The sequence below is a fragment of the Aquabacterium soli genome, from assembly GCF_003933735.1.
Classification (GTDB): Bacteria; Pseudomonadota; Gammaproteobacteria; order Burkholderiales; family Burkholderiaceae_C; genus Aquabacterium; species Aquabacterium soli.
Map to the genome: position 1 here is coordinate 50,223 of NZ_RSED01000024.1, position 15,570 is coordinate 65,792.

The window sequence follows — 15,570 nt, forward strand, 5'->3', positions numbered from 1 at the left end:
GTCTCTGGCATGAACGACTTTCACAACAAGGTGATCTGGATCACCGGCGCATCGTCCGGCATTGGCGAAGCCATGGCCTACGAACTGGCACGGCGCGGCGCCTTGCTCATCTTGTCTGCGCGGCGTGCCGATGTGCTCGAAGCCGTGAAGTCCCGTTGCGAGCGGCCTGACAGGCACCTGGTCCTGCCGATGGACATGACCGATCACAGCCGCTTCCGGGAGCAGACCGCGGCGGTGCTGTCGACCTACGGCCACATCGACATGCTCGTCAACAATGCCGGCGTGAGCCAGCGCGCCCTGGTCAAGGACACCCCGGTGGAGGTGGACAGGCAGATCATGGAGCTGGACTTCTTCGGCCCGGTGGCGCTGACGAAGGTGGTGCTGCCCCACATGCTGGCCAGAGGCTCGGGCCATCTGGTGGCGGTGTCTTCGGTGGTTGGCCTGGTGGCGACGCCCTACCGATCGGCCTATGCCTCGGCCAAGCACGCCATCATCGGCTTCCACGATGCCCTGCGTGCCGAAGTACATGATGCGGGCCTGCGGGTGTCGGTGCTGTGCCCAGGCTTCGTGCGCACCAACGTGAGCCTGTCCGCCTTGACCGCTGACGGCACGCCCCACGGCAAGGTCGACGCACAGCAGGACAAGGCCATGAGCGCCGAGGCCTTTGCGCGCAAGGCGGTGGATGGCCTGGCGCGTGGCAAGGGGCGCATCGTCATCGCCGGCAAGGAGCGCCTGGCCGTGTACCTGGGCCGGCTGTCCCCCGCCTTGCTGGAGCGGCTGGTTCGCAAGGTGAGCGTGGTGTGAGCATGGGCGGCAACCCCGACAGCGCCATCGACATGATCGTGGGCTTCGCTGCCAGTGGCTGAACCGGTGCTGTTCGGTCAAGCCTGTGCGAACGGGTTGGCCGGCAGCTCGATCTGGGGCAGTGGCCGGCAAGCGATCTGATGCGCTTCCTCACTGGGCACACCGAGGATCGTCAGCAGGATGGCCGCGATCCGTTCGGACAGGGCCTTGGCGTCTCCCACCATGTCCGGCCCGCCTTCTTTGTCGGGTTGAGCCTGCTCCGAAATGGCCGCCAAGGCGCCCAGGATGGTGCTTCCGACCGCGATGTACACGGAAGGCATGTCATTGACGGCGAACCGACCCGAGGACACGCCCGCGCCAATGTCCCGCAGCAGGTACTTGCCCAGGCCCGACGTCATGCTCTCACGCGTGAAGTTGGTCTGGAAGACGAACCGCCCCCATGTCGGATCGGACGCGCCTCGCAGCAGTGTGTAGCGGGTGGACGCCGTGATCTTCTCGGCCGGGTCGGTCAGTTGCTCGCCCAGCCTGTCCAGTGCCACGGCGAAATGGCTGATCACCTCTTCGATCAAGGCGCCATGGATGGCGTCCTTGGATTCGAAGTGGTTGTAGAACGACCCAAAGCCCACGTCGGCTTGTTCGGTGATTTCGTTGATGGTGACACCGGCCACACCCCTGTAGGCCATCAGGTGCAGCGCCGCGGTCAGCAGGCGGACCCGGGTGTCACGTTTGCGTTTGGCCCCACGGGGATCCTTGGAAGCGGCGGCCGGCTTCGGATCGAGGCGGCGCTGATCGGCAGGGACTTTTTCGACGGGCGGCATGTGCACTTCGCAAGCATTGGGCAGCGCAGAGCCTATCACCCATGGCGCGATGGTGCCCTCCCCCAGGGTAAACGCGATTGCATCAAAATGATGGAGAAATCATATTTGATGAAAACATCAGTTATGAAAGAAGCACCATGAGTTTTCCTGCACACCCCTTGCGCACCCTGACCGATGAAGAGGTCCGCCGCTATGACGAGGATGGCGTCATCATGCTGCGCCAGGCGCTGGATCCGAACTGGGTTGCGATGGTCGAAGAAGGGCTTGAAACCGCGATCGGTGACCAGTCCATCCTTGGCAAGTTCATGTCCAGGAAGGTCGAGGGCTACAAGATGGACATCTTCCTGTGGAAGCGGATCGATGTCCTGCGCGATTTGATCTACTACGGCCCTTTCGCCCGGTGGGCACAAGCCCTGATGCAGTCCACGGAGGTGCGCTTCTTCTACGACCAGATGTTCGTGAAGGAGCCCGGAACGGACGCGCCCACACCCTGGCACCAGGACCTGAGCTTCTGGCCCATTCGCGGCGAACAGATCACCTCGTTCTGGATTCCTCTTGATCCGGTCAACAAGGACAACAGCGGGCTGCTCTACGTCAAGGGTTCGCACAAGTGGCCGCAGCGGTTCAAGGCGCTGTCGCCCGACTACGTGGCCGCCATCATCGACGAGAAGATGGATGACATCCCGGACATCAACGCCCATCCGGACCAGTACGAATTGCTGCACTGGGACATGGAGCCCGGCGACATCCTGATGTTCCATCCCTTGACCTTGCATGGCTCTTACGGCAACACCTCTCGCACGCGGCGGCGCCGGGCCCTGGCCCTGCGCTGGACCGGCGACGATGTCACTTACCAGCCCTCGGCCAAGCGCATGCCGGTCCACTATCGGCACGATTCGAAGGAAGGCGGGCCGTTGAAGGGTGCCGCCTTCCCCCTCATCTTGCCGTGCCACGATCCAGCCGAGCGCAACGCACGCCTTCAGCCCGAGAGCCCCACGACGCACAAGCTGTTGACGTCTGCGGTACAGAACGTTGTGTCGGCAGCCAAGCTGCAGCTCAGCGGTTCCAGTTCGGTGATTCCACGTCAGACATGGAACACGCCCTCCGAAGCCAAACCTGCAGACAAACCGTCGAAGTGAGCGACATGCCGAAGCACATCCAATGAGCGCATCACCAGACGAACCAACCCACGGGATGGGCGAGCCATCGCGCCGCCGCGCGTTCAGGGCAGGTGCTGCGGTGGTGGCAAGCCTGTCTCTGCCGGCGCCATCTGCGGCAGCGCCACCGCGCTCGCTCGGCGGTGAGCCCGCCAAACCTGCATTGACGCCATCACCCAAGGCAGCGTCCATGGCCGTTCACACCCTCCGCTTCTCTCACCAAGGCCGGGTTCAATGGGGCGTCGTCTCCAAGAACCGCATCACGCCGCTGCCCGGTGAATTCGCCACGACCGCTGATTTCATCCGCAGCCATGAGGTTGGCGCCTTGCGTGAGTTCGCATCATCAGGCATCGCAAGCCGGACCACGCTGGCCTTGGAGCAGGTTCAAGTGCTGTCGCCCGTGACGCGCAACCAGCAGTTCCTCTGCCAGGGGGCCAACTACCGCCAGCACATGATCGAATCCGGCATGGACCCGGATGCCAAGTCCTACAACATGATCTTCACCAAGGCAACGAGCTGCATGGCGCCGCCAAACACTGATCTGGTCAAGCCAGCGCATGTGCGGTTCCTGGACTATGAGATCGAACTGGGCCTGATCCTCAAGCGCGATGTGCTGGCCAGGACGGTGGTGACCCGCGCCAACCTGCATGAGTTCGTGGCGGGGCTCGTCATCGTCAACGATTACTCAGCGCGCGACATCCAGATCCCGCAGACGCAGTTCTACAAGGGCAAGAGCTTTCGCACCTTCGGCCCCATCGGGCCATTCCTGTGCCTGCTGGCACCACAGGACATGGGGTATCTGGGCCAGCTGCAGCTGACGCTGACCGTCAACGGCCAGGTGCGGCAACACGACACGACGGCCAACCTGGTCTTCGGCCCGGCCGAAACCTTGACCGAGCTGTCAGGCGTGCAGGACCTGCTGGTGGGCGACCTGCTGTCCACAGGCACGCCGGCGGGATGCGCCTTGTCCGTGCCCTCGCCATTGAAGCAGCGTGTGGGCGCGCTGCTCCCTGAGGCCACCAAGTGGGCGATCTTCAACAAGGTGCAGGAAGGCCGCACGCAGTACCTCAAGGCGGGCGACCTGGTCGAAGCACGGATTCGAAGCCTGGATGGCGCCATCGACCTGGGCGTGCAGCGCAACAGGGTCGTGGATGAAACGCCCGGGTGAAAACCCCCAGGGATGCGCCAAGCATGGATGCGTACATTTGTTCTCATGTGCCGAGCACGCATTTTGAACGGATCACCCATGGCCAACGACCACCACAGCAAAACACTGCCCCGCCGCCAGCTCATGAAGGCCGCCGTGGGGCTGGGGCTCACAGCGGTGGGCGGGCTGGCCGCCCCCCTCGTGGCCAGGGCAGGCACGGTGCCGTCCCGCATCGACGTCCATGCCCACCTCATTCCCGACTTCTACCGTCAGGCGATGGCCGACCACGGCGTGGAGGGCGATGGCGGCATCCCCATCCCGGCCTGGTCGCCCACGGCCGCCGTGAACTTCATGGACAAGTTCGGCATCCAGGCGCAGGTGGTGTCGCTGTCGGAACCCGGCTTTGCCTTCCTGCCCGATCGCACCGCGAGGGAGCAGATGGCCAGGCGGGTCAATGACTACATCCGCGATGCCCTCATCCAGGTGCCATCGGCTTCATCGCTCTGCCGCCGTTTCGGCGGCTTTGCATCGCTGCCCCTGGGGGATCCCGATGACCCTGCCGAGGTGGCCGCGGCCTGCGCCGAGGCTGAACGGGCCATCCATACACTGGGGCTGGACGGCATCGGCCTGTACTCCAGCTACAAGGGCATCTACCTGGGCGATCCGCGACTGGACCCGCTGATGCGCACCTTGAACCGGCTGGGCGCCTACGTGTTCATCCATCCCGTGGCACCGCCCGTGCGCCCCGAGTTGTCCATGCCCAACTTCGTGCTGGACTTTCCGTTCGAGACCACACGGGCCGTGACCAACCTGCTCTACAAGGGCATTTTCCTGCGGTACCCGTTCATACGATGGCAGCTGGCCCATGCGGGCGGCACCATCCCGTTCCTGTCTTACCGCAGCGCCTTGCTGGCCTTGAACCTGAACCCCCGAAACAGCTCCTATTCCAGGCTCTTCTACGACACCGCCTTGTCGTCTGCACCGCCCGCCATGGCCGCCCTCCGTCAGGTGACCGAGGTCAGCCACATCCTGCTGGGAACGGACTATCCCTACGCGGGCATCGTCTACGCCCTCAAATGGCCGGGCGACCCGAATCCGGAACTGAACGACAGCTTCAATCCATCAGAGCGCATGCAGGTCGACCGGAGCAACGCGCTGGCGCAGTTGCCGCGCCTGGCCAAGCGCCTGGACACCCGCTAGGGTGCCGGTCACGCTGTCTGACCGGAGACCGCCACGACACCTCAGTTGTACTGGGGTGGCGGCGCATCTCCACCGCAGCTGAGGTCCGAGGAGCCACCGTTGGCGTTCACGCCCCCTGCGGACAAGCGCACCCCCCCGAAGCGGATGCTTTCCAGGCTGCCGGTGCCGTGCAGGGTGCCCTTGCCACCGTAGCCGCCCGGGCCCCAGTAATCCAGATCGGCCTTGCCGGCGTTCGGAACCCCCACGGGATTGAGGCTGTCGACACTGGCGTACCCGACGCCATAGGTGCTGCCATCGGACATCTGGTAGTACACGACCTCCTTGGTGCCGCCGATGTTCACCACCTTGGCGCCCCGCTGGTTCGAGCGCAGGGCGGAGGCCGGGTCCAGATCCGCCGGGAAGGTATGGGCCGTGCCGTGCGGCGTCGGGCGGGCCGGGTAGATCTGCGGGAAGGCGCTGCCACCGCCCTGCCCCCAGACCCACAGGCGGTCGTCCGTGCCGATGGCCACGTTGCCCACGTAGCGCGAGAAGAAGCGCACGGGCTGGGACTCGGCGCCCGTGGCCGGATCCACGAGGCGCATGGGCTGCGGCGTCAACACGGCGGCGACCGTGTCTCCCGGGGTGCCGTCCGGGCGGGTGCCCAGACCGATGGCGGCCTTCTGGCCCCATCCGACCAGGCGGGACCCTGCCGCGTCCTGCAACAAGGCGGTGCCGAATGCGTTGCCGCCAGAGACATAGGTGACATCGGATGCGATGGCATCGAATGCCGGCAAGGCGCGCGCAGGCTTACGCACCACACACTGCACGCCCCTGATCGGCGTGCCGCCACAGGCATAGGGCACGCCCAGGCCACCAGCTTCGTTGTCACCCCAGCCCCAGACGTGGCGCTGACCGGCGGCCGACTGGGTGATGGCCATCGCACCCTCGTACCAGGCGCCTGCCACGACGGCCTGTTCGCCACCCAGGTCCACCTTGTAGGGGACGAACTGCATGGACGCGTTGTTGCGGGGCACCTTGGTGCCGTTCGAATAAGAAGGGTGTGCCGTGTTCAACACGGGGCCCTCGGCATTGCCGGCCACGGCATCGCCCCGCCCACCCTGGCCATACAGGTCATGGCCCCAGGTGTACAGATCGCCCTGTTGCGTCAAGGCCAGCGAAAAATACTCTCCGGCGGCCACGTGCACGATCCGGTCGCCCGGCTTCAGGCCGGGGAAAGGCACCTCGCAGGGCGGGCGCACATAGGGATCGGATGCCGTGTTGCGGCACCCCACTTCGCCATAGCCGCTCTGGCCCCAGCCATACACGCGGCCATCCTGCGTCAGGGCCAGGAAGTGGTAAGCCCCGCTGGCCAGTTGCTTGATGGACGCACCGCCGGGAAACGCCACCTGGTTCGGTGGATTGCCATTGCCGTACGCATGTGTGTTCGTGGGCAAGCCGGAGATGCCGGCATTGCGGAAGCCCCACATCCACACGGTGCCATCGTCGCTCAAGGAGGCACCCGTGGTGATCGAGCCCAGAGAGGCGATGCCGCAGGGGCCGGCCCCTGCGACAGACCAGCCTGTGAACGGGACCAGCAATGCGGCCACCAGCAATTTCATGGAAGACGTGCGACGCGGAAAGACAGTTGTCATGGATAACCTGGAGCTTTTATTCACCATGGCGCCTCAAGGGCGGGGGATTTCAGTATGCCGAGGACGGCCAACGTGCTGTCGGGCATCGCCTGGCATCACCGGCACATTGGCCGGGAAGGATGCCATCAATGGCCGCGCGCTCCATGCATGGGTTCCGCCACCTCGCACGGCCACCACGCATTGGATCGACATCAGCACCGTCACCAGGGCCGCAGTTCCCCACCTCGCCCGGCTGAACCAGCGCGACTCCATGGTCCTGAATTGCATCCGGGCTCGATCGGGTGCCTTCGCGCGCAGCGTTGTGGCGCCGCGCACCGTGCCCACCACATGGAGGATCTCCATCACCTCCAAGGCCGCCAGGGTGGGCATTGCCCCGTGCAATGCCTGACGGCTCCTGGCGGCGGCCATCCGCGCCTGGACGAGGCGGCGATGGTCACGACTTCCGTCAGGACACAGGCCCAGCAGCGCCATCTCCAGAGCATCGAGGCCGGCCACGGCCGTCAGGACGGACCGCAGGCGAGCGTCCTGCGCACCAGCATGAGGGGGAGCGCCTGGCCGCGGCATGCGCCGCGCGGCCTCATTGAGCCAGACCACGTTGTCGATCCGGACCTGGGCATGTTGGCTTGGCTTGGTTCTTGGCATCTAGTCTCTCCGCTTTGATTCATGGGGCAAACCCTATTTCGACCCGGCATCGGGTAGGCGGAGGGACCGGGCGGACATCAATGATGTCCTTGGCGGCCAGAGCGACCAGGTGGGTGCTGAAACGACTGAATCAACGTTGACTGCGGGAGGCCACGACACCGGCCATCGCACTTGCCAAGGTCTTGCCTGTCCAGCGTTTGAAGGCCCGGCGCAGGCTGCGTGGATCGTTGAATCCGATTTCTTCAGCGACCTCCCGCATCGTGCGCTGGGTGTGGGCGATCAACTCCAAGGTGCGGGTCTTGCGAGCCTGGTCCAGCATGTCTCCGTAGGAGCGGCCCATCTCGCTCAACCTGCGGCGCAGGTTGCGCTCGCTCATGCCGAACACCTCAGCCAGTTCCGCCAAGGTGGGAGGGTTTCGGATGTCTTCCCTCAAGCGGCTCTCGATGGCCGCTTCAATGGGGTTGGCCTCCGGCTTTCTCGGCGAGTCGGTTTCCAGATGCGATTCGATGCGGCGCAGCGACATGCTGTCACCGCTGCTCACCTTGCTCTGCATCCAGGCGTTGTCGACCAGCATCCGGTTGCGCATGCAGCCAAAACGCACCGGACATTGAAAGATCTGCTGGTACAAGGCCGTGTCCATGGGTTGCCGGGCCACCAGCTCCACCGCTCTGGGCTTGAAGTCAACGCCCACGATCTGCCGTGCCGATGAGACCAGCGCAGCGAATGTCCCATCGACCAGCGCCGCTTCGATCGCCACATCGGAGAACCGTGGCATGGCCAGCGCGACGGCGTGATCATCGCCATTCTCGACATCCAGCATGAGCAGGGAACCGGCCTCTTCCTGGAATCGAAGGGCGAGCCTGGCCGCATCGCACAGGGTGGGCGCGGCCATCGCGCCGAAACCCACCAGCCCGAAGGAGACCAGGTTGCGCTGGATGCCGAGACGCAAGCCCACGTTCGGATCCTGAACTGCAGTCAGCACCCGCCTGATGGCATGGCTGGCCTGCAAATAGGAGATGCGAAAGCCCGGGACCTGCAGATCGGCGTAGGAGAAATTCAGCGCCAGGCACAACGCAGCGGCATCGCCACCCCGCATGCTGAATTCAGAGAGAAACAGTCGGGCCACGTAAGGATTGACTTGGAGCTCGGCGGCACCGGACTGATCCGGGATCGGAATGTCGAACATGCTTGCGATGGAACAGCCCCGCACAGGCAGGCCGCTATGTCTGCTTTCTCACGGAGGTTGGGGCCTGTCCGGTCCAGCGTTTGACCGCACGTCGGAAGTTGCGCACATCGGAAAACCCCAGGGACGCACTCACTTCATTGATGGGGATCGATGTATCGCGAAGCAGCGCGATGACCTGGTCCCTGCGGGCACCATCGAGCAATTGGTGGTAGCTCGTGGACTGCTCCACAAGCTTTCGTCTCAGCGTGCGTTCGCTGGTGTTCAGCAAGGTGGCCAGCTGCGCGAGTGTGGGTGGCGCCCCCACCTGTTCGCGCAGCAACTGTCCGACGGTTTCGCAGATGTCCGAACGCCTCGGTTGCACCCTGAAACGCTCGAGCGTGTCCAGCACTGAACGCTTGACGACGGTGTCCGCAGACACAGACATGGTCAGGGCGCAAGCTGCCTCTGTGACCATTCGATTGGCACCGCGCCCGTATTGGACATCGCAACCCACGAACGACTTCATGCGCGCGGCATGCGCTGGGCGCGCGGCCTTGAACTCAAGCCTGCCTGGCTTGAAGGCAGGCCCCAGCAACTCCCTCGCAAGCACGGTCATGGAGCAGAAGAACTCCTCGATCCAGAACGTGTCGAGTTCCGGATCCGGGAACTGCGGCGTGGCTTCGGTGTACAGATTTCCCTGCGCATCCAAGCGGTTGTGCACATGCAGCGGACAACCGAATGCCCAGGGATAAGAGGCCACCAAGCCGTAGGCATCGTTCAGGTTGCTCGAGGCCAGAAAGCCCAGGCCCGCCAGGCCGGTGGCGACCGCAGAGCGCCGTCTTCCCACATTGAAGCCCAGTTCCCCGCCGGCCATCAGCCGCATTGCGCGCCGCAGCACCACGCTGGCCTGCCGGTACGACACCAGGAAATCCAGATCGGCGTTGATCGCATGTTCCGACAGCCCCAGCCCGCGAAAGAGGCTGCTGCTGTCTCCTGAACGATCTTCTAACTCAGCAGCCGCTTGTCGTAGCACGGCAGGACTGATCTGGGGATTGACGGGCATCAACAAAACTTCTCAAAACGCTCAAGCCCATCATAAAACTCCCGCGCTGGAGAGATATGACGCATGCACGGGCATACGCACGGTTTGGCCGAGCAACACCCTTTTTCTGGTCAAGCGGGAACCCACCGCCCCACCGGCCAGCGTCACCGCGTGCACTGATTGGCCACCAAACCGACCATGGGTGTCCATTTGGGACCTCCTGCACGGCTGTCATCACACCGAAACATCACTGGCGCCAGACGAGATCACGCTGGCGCCCAGCCCGATCAAACGGCCCATTGATGACGCGACATCGCCCAACCAGCGCACCCATGAAACGAATCGACAGAAGAATCAATCGAGCGATCGGGGCGCCAGCCATCGCCTTGCTCGGCGGGCTGTCCACCCTGGCTTTGTCACAAGGACGGTGGATGGGCTTGCTGATAGGCAGCGTTCTCGTCGGGCTGGCCATTCGCGAAGGTGTCGTTGCCGTCAACAGCAGCCGCAAGGACCGGCAGGACATCCACGACTTGCTGCAGGGGCAGCAAGCCTTCGGCGCTGACGTGGCCCCCGTGTGGTCGGCCCAGATCGAAGCCTCCCGCAGTCAGATGGAAAGCGCGATCGCAGCGCTGAGCGAACGCTTTGCAGGCATCGTCGGCAAGCTGAGCCAGACCTTGCACCAATCCAGCGGGAGCGGCGACGCCGTGGCCGCAGCGGTCTATGAGGAAAGCCAGACACAGCTGCAAGGCGTGGTCGGCTCGCTGCGCGACGCCATGCACGGCAAGGCCGAAATGCTGGCCAGGATCCAGAGCCTTCAAGGCTTCATCGGCGAGCTGCGGGAGATGGCGGACGGCGTCTCACGCATCGCCCAGCAGACCAACCTGCTGGCGATCAACGCGACCATCGAAGCCGCGCATGCAGGCGACCGGGGAAGAGGCTTTGCCCAGGTGGCGCAAGAAGTCCGCTCACTGTCCAAGCTGTCAGGAGAAACCGGCCGACTCATCACCGGCAAGATCGCCGAGATCAGCACGACCATCGAGCAGACATGCCTGGCCGCGCAGGCTTCGGCCGAACAGGAGAAGCAAGTCCTGTCCGACGCTGAAGGCCGCATCCGCGGTGTGCTGGATCAGTTCCAGGGCCTCACGGCCTCCCTGGCCGACTCTGCCGACTACCTGCGCCACGAAAGCCGCGAGATCCAGGGCGAAGTCAATGAAGCGTTGGTGCAACTGCAGTTCCAGGACCGTGTGAGCCAGATCCTCGGGCACGTCCGCGACAACATCAGCAAGCTGCCGTCCGTGATGGACGAGCACGCATCGACCTGCCAGGCCTCGGGCCTGCGCCCGCTGACATCGGCCGTCTTGCTGCAGGAACTCGAATCCACCTACGCCATGGCGAGCGAGCGGCTGATCCACGCCTCTGGCGGCCACAAGGCCGCCGCACCTGCCGCCGCCCAGGCGCAAGAAGAGATCACTTTTTTCTGAAGGACCCACCATGGCGAAGACCATATTGATCGTCGACGACTCCAGTTCCGTGAGGCAGGTCGTGGGCATTGCCCTGCGCAGCGCCGGCTACGACGTGATCGAAGGCTGCGATGGCCGCGATGCGCTCGGCAAGCTCACCGGCCAGAAGGTGCACCTGATCATCAGCGACGTGAACATGCCCAACATGGACGGCATCACCTTCCTCAAGACGGTCAAGGCCCTGGCGAACTACCGCTTCACACCCGTGATCATGCTGACCACCGAAAGCCAGGAAGCCAAGAAGCGCGAGGGCCAGATGGCCGGCGCGAAGGCCTGGGTGGTCAAGCCCTTCCAGCCGCCCACGCTGCTGGCGGCGGTTGGAAAGCTGGTGCTGCCATGAAGACGCGCGCCACCATCGCCCTGGAAGGCGACATCACCATCTACCGGGCTGTCGAGCTGCACAGGCGGCTTCAACTGGCCCTCTCGCAGCCAGGCACGCGCCTGGACATGGACCTGTCGGCGGTGACCGACCTGGACAGCGCGGGCGTGCAACTGCTGATGGCCGCCAAGCGTGCTGCCGAGGCGACGGGCGGCTCCCTGGTGCTGGCCGGACACAGCCCGGCCGTCGTCGACGTGTTCGAGATGATGAACCTGGCGGGCTTCTTCGGCGATCCGATCGTGATGGGCTCGCAGACCACCCATGAGGAGCATGCGCGATGAACATGGAACAAGCCATGCAGGCGTTCATCGTCGAAAGCAGCGAACTGCTCGACGACATGGAAAGCGCCCTGCTTCAGGTGCTGACGGAGGAAGATCCCGGCGACTCCATCAACGCCATCTTCCGTGCGGCCCACACGATCAAGGGATCGGCCGGCCTGTTCGGACTGGACTTCATCGTCGAGTTCGCGCATGTGGCTGAAAGCGTTCTGGACAAGGTCCGCGACGGCGCCATCCCCATCGACGATGCCCTGGTGTCGCTGCTGCTGGCATGCGGAGACCACATCGGCAAGCTGGTCGATGTGGCCGCCCAGGGAGGCACCTCGGCCGGCGACGATCTGACCGCCCAGGCCACGCCCTTGCTCCAGCAGCTTCACAGCCACCTTGGGAATGAAGCCGCCCCCGGGCCGTCGACGGCCCAGGCCTTGACCATGCACGGTGAAGCCCTGCAACCCTTGGGCCGCGTGCTTGGGGGCGGCGGCGCCAGGGCCGCAGACCATTGGCACATCTCACTGCGCTTTTCGCACGATGTGCTGCGCAACGGCATGGACCCGCTGTCCTTCCTGCGCTACCTGGGAAAACTGGGGCACATCACCGGCATCGTGACACTGCCCGATGCCTTGCCATCGCTGGCCGAGCTGGATGCGGAATCGTGTTACCTGGGCTTCGAGATCGCGCTGCGCAGCGAGGCATCGAAGGCCGCCATCGAAGGCGCGTTCGAATTCGTCATGGACGACTGCATGGTGCGCATCCTGCCGCCCGACAGCCGCATGGGCGAGTACCTGGACCTGATCGAGTCGCATGCCCCCTCCGGAGAAGGTGGTGCCACACGGCTGGGCGATATCCTCGTTCGATGCGGCACGCTGACGCCGCGAGAACTGGAAGACGCGCTGAGCCTGCAGCGCCAGGGCACATCGGCCCCGCTGGGCGAGTTGCTGGTCGAGCAGCGGCGCGTGCAGCCGCCCGTGGTGGAGGCTGCCCTGGTGCGGCAAAAGCAGATCAAGGACACCAAAGGCGGCGAAAGCCAGTCGGTGCGTGTCGATGCGGACAAGCTCGATCGGCTGGTGGACCTGGTGGGAGAACTGATCACCGCGACGGCCACGGCCAGCCTGGCAGGCCGCAGCCTCCAGAGCGCTTCGCTGCATGAGGCCCACTCCACACTGAACGGCCTGGTGCAGGAGGTGCGCGACAGCGCGCTGCAGCTGCGCATGGTCAAGATCGGTGCCACGTTCAATCGGTTCCAGCGTGTGGTGCACGACGTCTCCCGCGAGATCGGCAAGGACATCGCACTGCACATCCAGGGCGAGGACACCGAGCTGGACAAGACCGTCGTCGAGAAGATCGCCGACCCCCTGACCCATCTGATCCGCAACAGCATGGACCACGGCATCGAGCCGGCCGCCGTGCGTGCCGAGCGGGGCAAGGATTCGCGCGGTACGGTTTCCTTGAACGCCTTCCACGACTCCGGCAGCATCGTGATCGAGGTGTCGGACGATGGCGGCGGACTGCCCCGCGACAAGATCCTGGCCAAGGCCATCGAGCGCGGCCTGGTGGAGGCAGGCAAGCCGCTGAGCGACACGGACATCTATGGCCTGATCTTCGAGCCCGGATTCTCCACCGCGGAGCAGGTGACCAACCTGTCCGGCCGCGGCGTGGGCATGGACGTCGTCAAGCGCAACATCACGGCCTTGCGCGGCGCTGTCGCCATCGACAGCCGGCCCGGCCTGGGTACCAAGGTGACGGTGCGCCTGCCGCTGACGCTGGCCATCATCAATGGCTTCCAGGTGGCGGTGGGCGGCTCGGTGTTCGTGCTGCCGCTGGACGCCGTCGAAGAGTGCATCGAGTTCCGTGCCGACAGCAGCCACGACTATGCGGAGCTGCGCGGGCAGGTGCTGCCCTTCATACGCCTGCGCGCCTTGTTCAAGGTGGACGGGCAACCCTCCACGCGCCAGAGCATGGTGGTGGTCAAGCAGGGCGGCCAGCGCTTCGGCCTGATCGTCGATCAGTTGCTGGGCGAGGCCCAGACCGTCATCAAGCCGCTGGCCAGCATGTTCGCCCATCTGCGTGGCATCAGCGGCTCGAGCATCCTGGGCAGCGGCCATGTCGCCCTGATCCTGGATGTGCCCGCCCTGGCCAGGCAGGCGGTGACCACCACCCCAGCTCACACCGAGGGGGCCGAGCCCGCCCAGGAGCCTCTCTGAAGCCCGCAGGCCTTCTTTCCCACCACGCTCGTTCAGTCTCCCCAGGAGTACCTCTCATGTTCAACAACACCCGCATCGCCGGACGGCTGGGGCTTGCCTTCGCCACCTCGGCCATCCTCCTGACCCTGCCCTGGCTGCTGCTGCAGGCGCAGTGGATCCCGGCGGCCATGGCCGGGGCATTGAGCGGGCTCGCCCTGCTCGTGACCGCGGCCCTGGCCATCTGGCTGAGCCGGGGCATCACCACGCCACTGGCCGCGGCCATCGCGGGTGTCGAGCGTCTGGCGCAAGGCGATCTCCAACCCGCCTTGGCCCATGCGTCGGGCGGCGATGAAATCGGCCAGTTGCTGCGGGCTCAACACGAGCTGCGAAGCAATCTCGCGCTGATGAGCCAGGAACTGATCCGCATGTCGAAGGCCCATGACGCCGGAGACATCGACATCGTGATCGACACCCACGGCCAGTCGGGCGAGTTCCTTCGCATGGCCCTGGGCATCAACCAGATGGTGGCCGGGCACATCGCCGTGAAGAAGAAGGCCATGGCGTGCGTTGCCGAGTTCGGACGTGGCAACTTCAACGCCCCGCTGGAGGCATTCCCGGGCAAGAAGGCGTTCATCAACGACACCATCGAGCAGGTGCGCCGCAACCTCACGGGCCTGATCGCAGAGATGAACCGCATGTCGTCCGAGCACGACAAGGGAGACATCGACGTGGTCATCGACGCGGCACGCTTCGACGGCGACTTCCGCACCATGGCCGATGGCATCAACCAGATGGTGGCCGGCCACATCGCGGTCAAGAAGAAGGCGATGGCGTGCATTGCAGAGTTTGGCCGCGGCAACTTCAATGAACCCCTGGACACCTTTCCCGGCAAAAAGGTCTTCATCAACGAGACCATCGAGCAGGTACGCGCCAACCTGAAGGCACTGATCGTGGACACGGAACTGCTGTCGCAGGCCGCACGTCAAGGTCGCCTGGAGGTGCGCGTCGATGCACAACAGCACCATGGGGACTTCCGCAAGATCGTTCAGGGCATCAACAGCACCCTCGATGCCATCGTGGCCCCTGTCAACGAAGTGAGCGATGTCCTCAAGGCCATGGCTCACGGCGACCTCACCCGATCGGCAAGGACCGACTTCGAGGGACAGCTCAAGGCCCTGTGCGAATGCATCAACGACACGGTGGCCAAGCTCGTCGAGGTGGTGAGCGAAGTCAACCACGGAGCGGATGCCCTGGCCGGGGCCTCCGACGAGGTGAACGCCACGGCCCAGTCGCTGAGCCAGGCCGCCAGCGAACAGGCCGCCGGTGTGGAAGAGACCAGCGCCTCGATCGAGCAGATGACCGCTTCGATTTCGCAGAACACCGAGAACGCCAAGGTGACGGACGGCATGGCCACCAAGGCCGCGTCCGAGGCCACCGAAGGCGGCGAGGCGGTCAAGGCCACCGTGGCCGCCATGAAGCAGATCGCCCAGAAGATCGGCATCATCGACGACATCGCCTACCAGACCAACCTGCTGGCGCTCAACGCCGCCATCGAGGCGGCACGAGCCGGCGAGCACGGCAAGGGCTTCGCGGTGGTGGCGGCCGAG

General features: G+C 64.7%; 14 protein-coding genes. 9 read left to right on the forward strand and 5 right to left on the reverse strand.

Going from position 1 to position 15,570, the window contains the following annotated elements:
- The first annotated feature begins 9 nt into the window (after positions 1–9).
- On the forward strand, positions 10–804 hold the full coding sequence (locus EIP75_RS21085) for an SDR family oxidoreductase (protein WP_125245173.1): 795 nt from the start codon (positions 10–12) through the stop codon (positions 802–804).
- Between the two features lie 77 nt (positions 805–881).
- Here the strand turns inward: EIP75_RS21085 and EIP75_RS21090 are convergent, their stop codons facing one another.
- On the reverse strand, positions 882–1,622 hold the full coding sequence (locus EIP75_RS21090) for a TetR/AcrR family transcriptional regulator (protein WP_125245174.1): 741 nt from the start codon (positions 1,620–1,622) through the stop codon (positions 882–884).
- A gap of 137 nt (positions 1,623–1,759) precedes the next feature.
- Between EIP75_RS21090 and EIP75_RS21095 the strand changes: the two genes are divergently transcribed.
- The 3 genes from EIP75_RS21095 (at position 1,760) to EIP75_RS21105 (ending at position 5,126) form a co-directional block, all read left to right on the forward strand.
- Positions 1,760–2,761 carry a phytanoyl-CoA dioxygenase family protein gene (locus EIP75_RS21095; RefSeq protein ID WP_125245175.1) on the forward strand — a complete coding sequence of 334 codons (1,002 nt, stop codon included), beginning with the start codon at positions 1,760–1,762 and terminating at the stop codon, positions 2,759–2,761.
- A gap of 208 nt (positions 2,762–2,969) precedes the next feature.
- Entirely contained in the window at positions 2,970–3,947 is a 978-nt protein-coding gene (locus EIP75_RS21100; RefSeq protein ID WP_125245176.1) for a fumarylacetoacetate hydrolase family protein, read from the forward strand.
- Between the two features lie 78 nt (positions 3,948–4,025).
- On the forward strand, positions 4,026–5,126 hold the full coding sequence (locus EIP75_RS21105) for an amidohydrolase family protein (protein ID WP_158622935.1): 1,101 nt from the start codon (positions 4,026–4,028) through the stop codon (positions 5,124–5,126).
- Between the two features lie 41 nt (positions 5,127–5,167).
- On the opposite strand, the gene EIP75_RS21110 is transcribed toward EIP75_RS21105, so the two are convergent.
- The 4 genes from EIP75_RS21110 to EIP75_RS21125 all read right to left on the reverse strand — a co-directional run bounded on the left by EIP75_RS21110 (position 5,168) and on the right by EIP75_RS21125 (position 9,627).
- Positions 5,168–6,724, reverse strand: coding sequence for an RCC1 domain-containing protein (locus EIP75_RS21110; RefSeq protein ID WP_158622936.1), 1,557 nt, complete (start codon positions 6,722–6,724; stop codon positions 5,168–5,170).
- A gap of 66 nt (positions 6,725–6,790) precedes the next feature.
- Complete coding sequence (locus tag EIP75_RS21115; RefSeq protein WP_125245179.1) at positions 6,791–7,399, reverse strand: hypothetical protein; 609 nt, start codon at positions 7,397–7,399, stop codon at positions 6,791–6,793.
- Between the two features lie 130 nt (positions 7,400–7,529).
- A complete protein-coding gene (locus EIP75_RS21120; protein ID WP_125245180.1) occupies positions 7,530–8,585 on the reverse strand; it encodes an AraC family transcriptional regulator in 1,056 nt (351 codons plus the stop codon).
- 34 nt (positions 8,586–8,619) lie between these two features.
- Positions 8,620–9,627 (reverse strand): AraC family transcriptional regulator, encoded by a 1,008-nt coding sequence (locus tag EIP75_RS21125; RefSeq protein ID WP_125245181.1) that lies wholly within the window; start codon positions 9,625–9,627, stop codon positions 8,620–8,622.
- 410 nt (positions 9,628–10,037) lie between these two features.
- Here EIP75_RS21125 and EIP75_RS21130 point away from each other — a divergent pair, with 410 nt between their 5' ends.
- From EIP75_RS21130 to EIP75_RS24180, 5 genes are all read left to right on the forward strand, one after another.
- Entirely contained in the window at positions 10,038–11,087 is a 1,050-nt protein-coding gene (locus EIP75_RS21130) for a methyl-accepting chemotaxis protein (RefSeq protein WP_158622937.1), read from the forward strand.
- A 10-nt stretch (positions 11,088–11,097) separates the two neighbouring features.
- A complete protein-coding gene (locus EIP75_RS21135; RefSeq protein WP_125245183.1) occupies positions 11,098–11,466 on the forward strand; it encodes a response regulator in 369 nt (122 codons plus the stop codon).
- The gene (locus tag EIP75_RS21140; protein WP_125245184.1) at positions 11,463–11,786 is read left to right on the forward strand and encodes an STAS domain-containing protein; all 324 of its coding nucleotides are present in this window, start codon (positions 11,463–11,465) and stop codon (positions 11,784–11,786) included. The genes EIP75_RS21135 and EIP75_RS21140 overlap by 4 nt, the downstream gene beginning before the upstream one ends.
- Positions 11,783–13,984, forward strand: coding sequence for a chemotaxis protein CheA (locus EIP75_RS21145; protein WP_125245185.1), 2,202 nt, complete (start codon positions 11,783–11,785; stop codon positions 13,982–13,984). The genes EIP75_RS21140 and EIP75_RS21145 overlap by 4 nt, the downstream gene beginning before the upstream one ends.
- 56 nt (positions 13,985–14,040) lie before the next feature.
- The coding region (locus EIP75_RS24180; RefSeq protein ID WP_158622938.1) for a methyl-accepting chemotaxis protein at positions 14,041–15,570 on the forward strand (1,530 nt) is incomplete at its 3' end.

Bases quoted from the DNA above. Each gene is read 5' to 3' on its own strand.
- EIP75_RS21095 (WP_125245175.1), top strand. From the start codon at position 1,760: ATGAGTTTTCCTGCACACCCCTTGCGCACCCTGACCGATGAAGAGGTC.
- EIP75_RS21135 (WP_125245183.1), top strand. From the start codon at position 11,098: ATGGCGAAGACCATATTGATCGTCGACGACTCCAGTTCCGTGAGGCAG.
- EIP75_RS21090 (WP_125245174.1), bottom strand. From the start codon at position 1,622: ATGCCGCCCGTCGAAAAAGTCCCTGCCGATCAGCGCCGCCTCGATCCG.
- EIP75_RS21125 (WP_125245181.1), bottom strand. From the start codon at position 9,627: ATGCCCGTCAATCCCCAGATCAGTCCTGCCGTGCTACGACAAGCGGCT.
- EIP75_RS21145 (WP_125245185.1), top strand. From the start codon at position 11,783: ATGAACATGGAACAAGCCATGCAGGCGTTCATCGTCGAAAGCAGCGAA.
- EIP75_RS21105 (WP_158622935.1), top strand. From the start codon at position 4,026: ATGGCCAACGACCACCACAGCAAAACACTGCCCCGCCGCCAGCTCATG.
- EIP75_RS21120 (WP_125245180.1), bottom strand. From the start codon at position 8,585: ATGTTCGACATTCCGATCCCGGATCAGTCCGGTGCCGCCGAGCTCCAA.
- EIP75_RS21140 (WP_125245184.1), top strand. From the start codon at position 11,463: ATGAAGACGCGCGCCACCATCGCCCTGGAAGGCGACATCACCATCTAC.
- EIP75_RS21100 (WP_125245176.1), top strand. From the start codon at position 2,970: ATGGCCGTTCACACCCTCCGCTTCTCTCACCAAGGCCGGGTTCAATGG.
- EIP75_RS21110 (WP_158622936.1), bottom strand. From the start codon at position 6,724: ATGAAATTGCTGGTGGCCGCATTGCTGGTCCCGTTCACAGGCTGGTCT.
- EIP75_RS21085 (WP_125245173.1), top strand. From the start codon at position 10: ATGAACGACTTTCACAACAAGGTGATCTGGATCACCGGCGCATCGTCC.
- EIP75_RS21130 (WP_158622937.1), top strand. From the start codon at position 10,038: ATGGGCTTGCTGATAGGCAGCGTTCTCGTCGGGCTGGCCATTCGCGAA.
- EIP75_RS21115 (WP_125245179.1), bottom strand. From the start codon at position 7,399: ATGCCAAGAACCAAGCCAAGCCAACATGCCCAGGTCCGGATCGACAAC.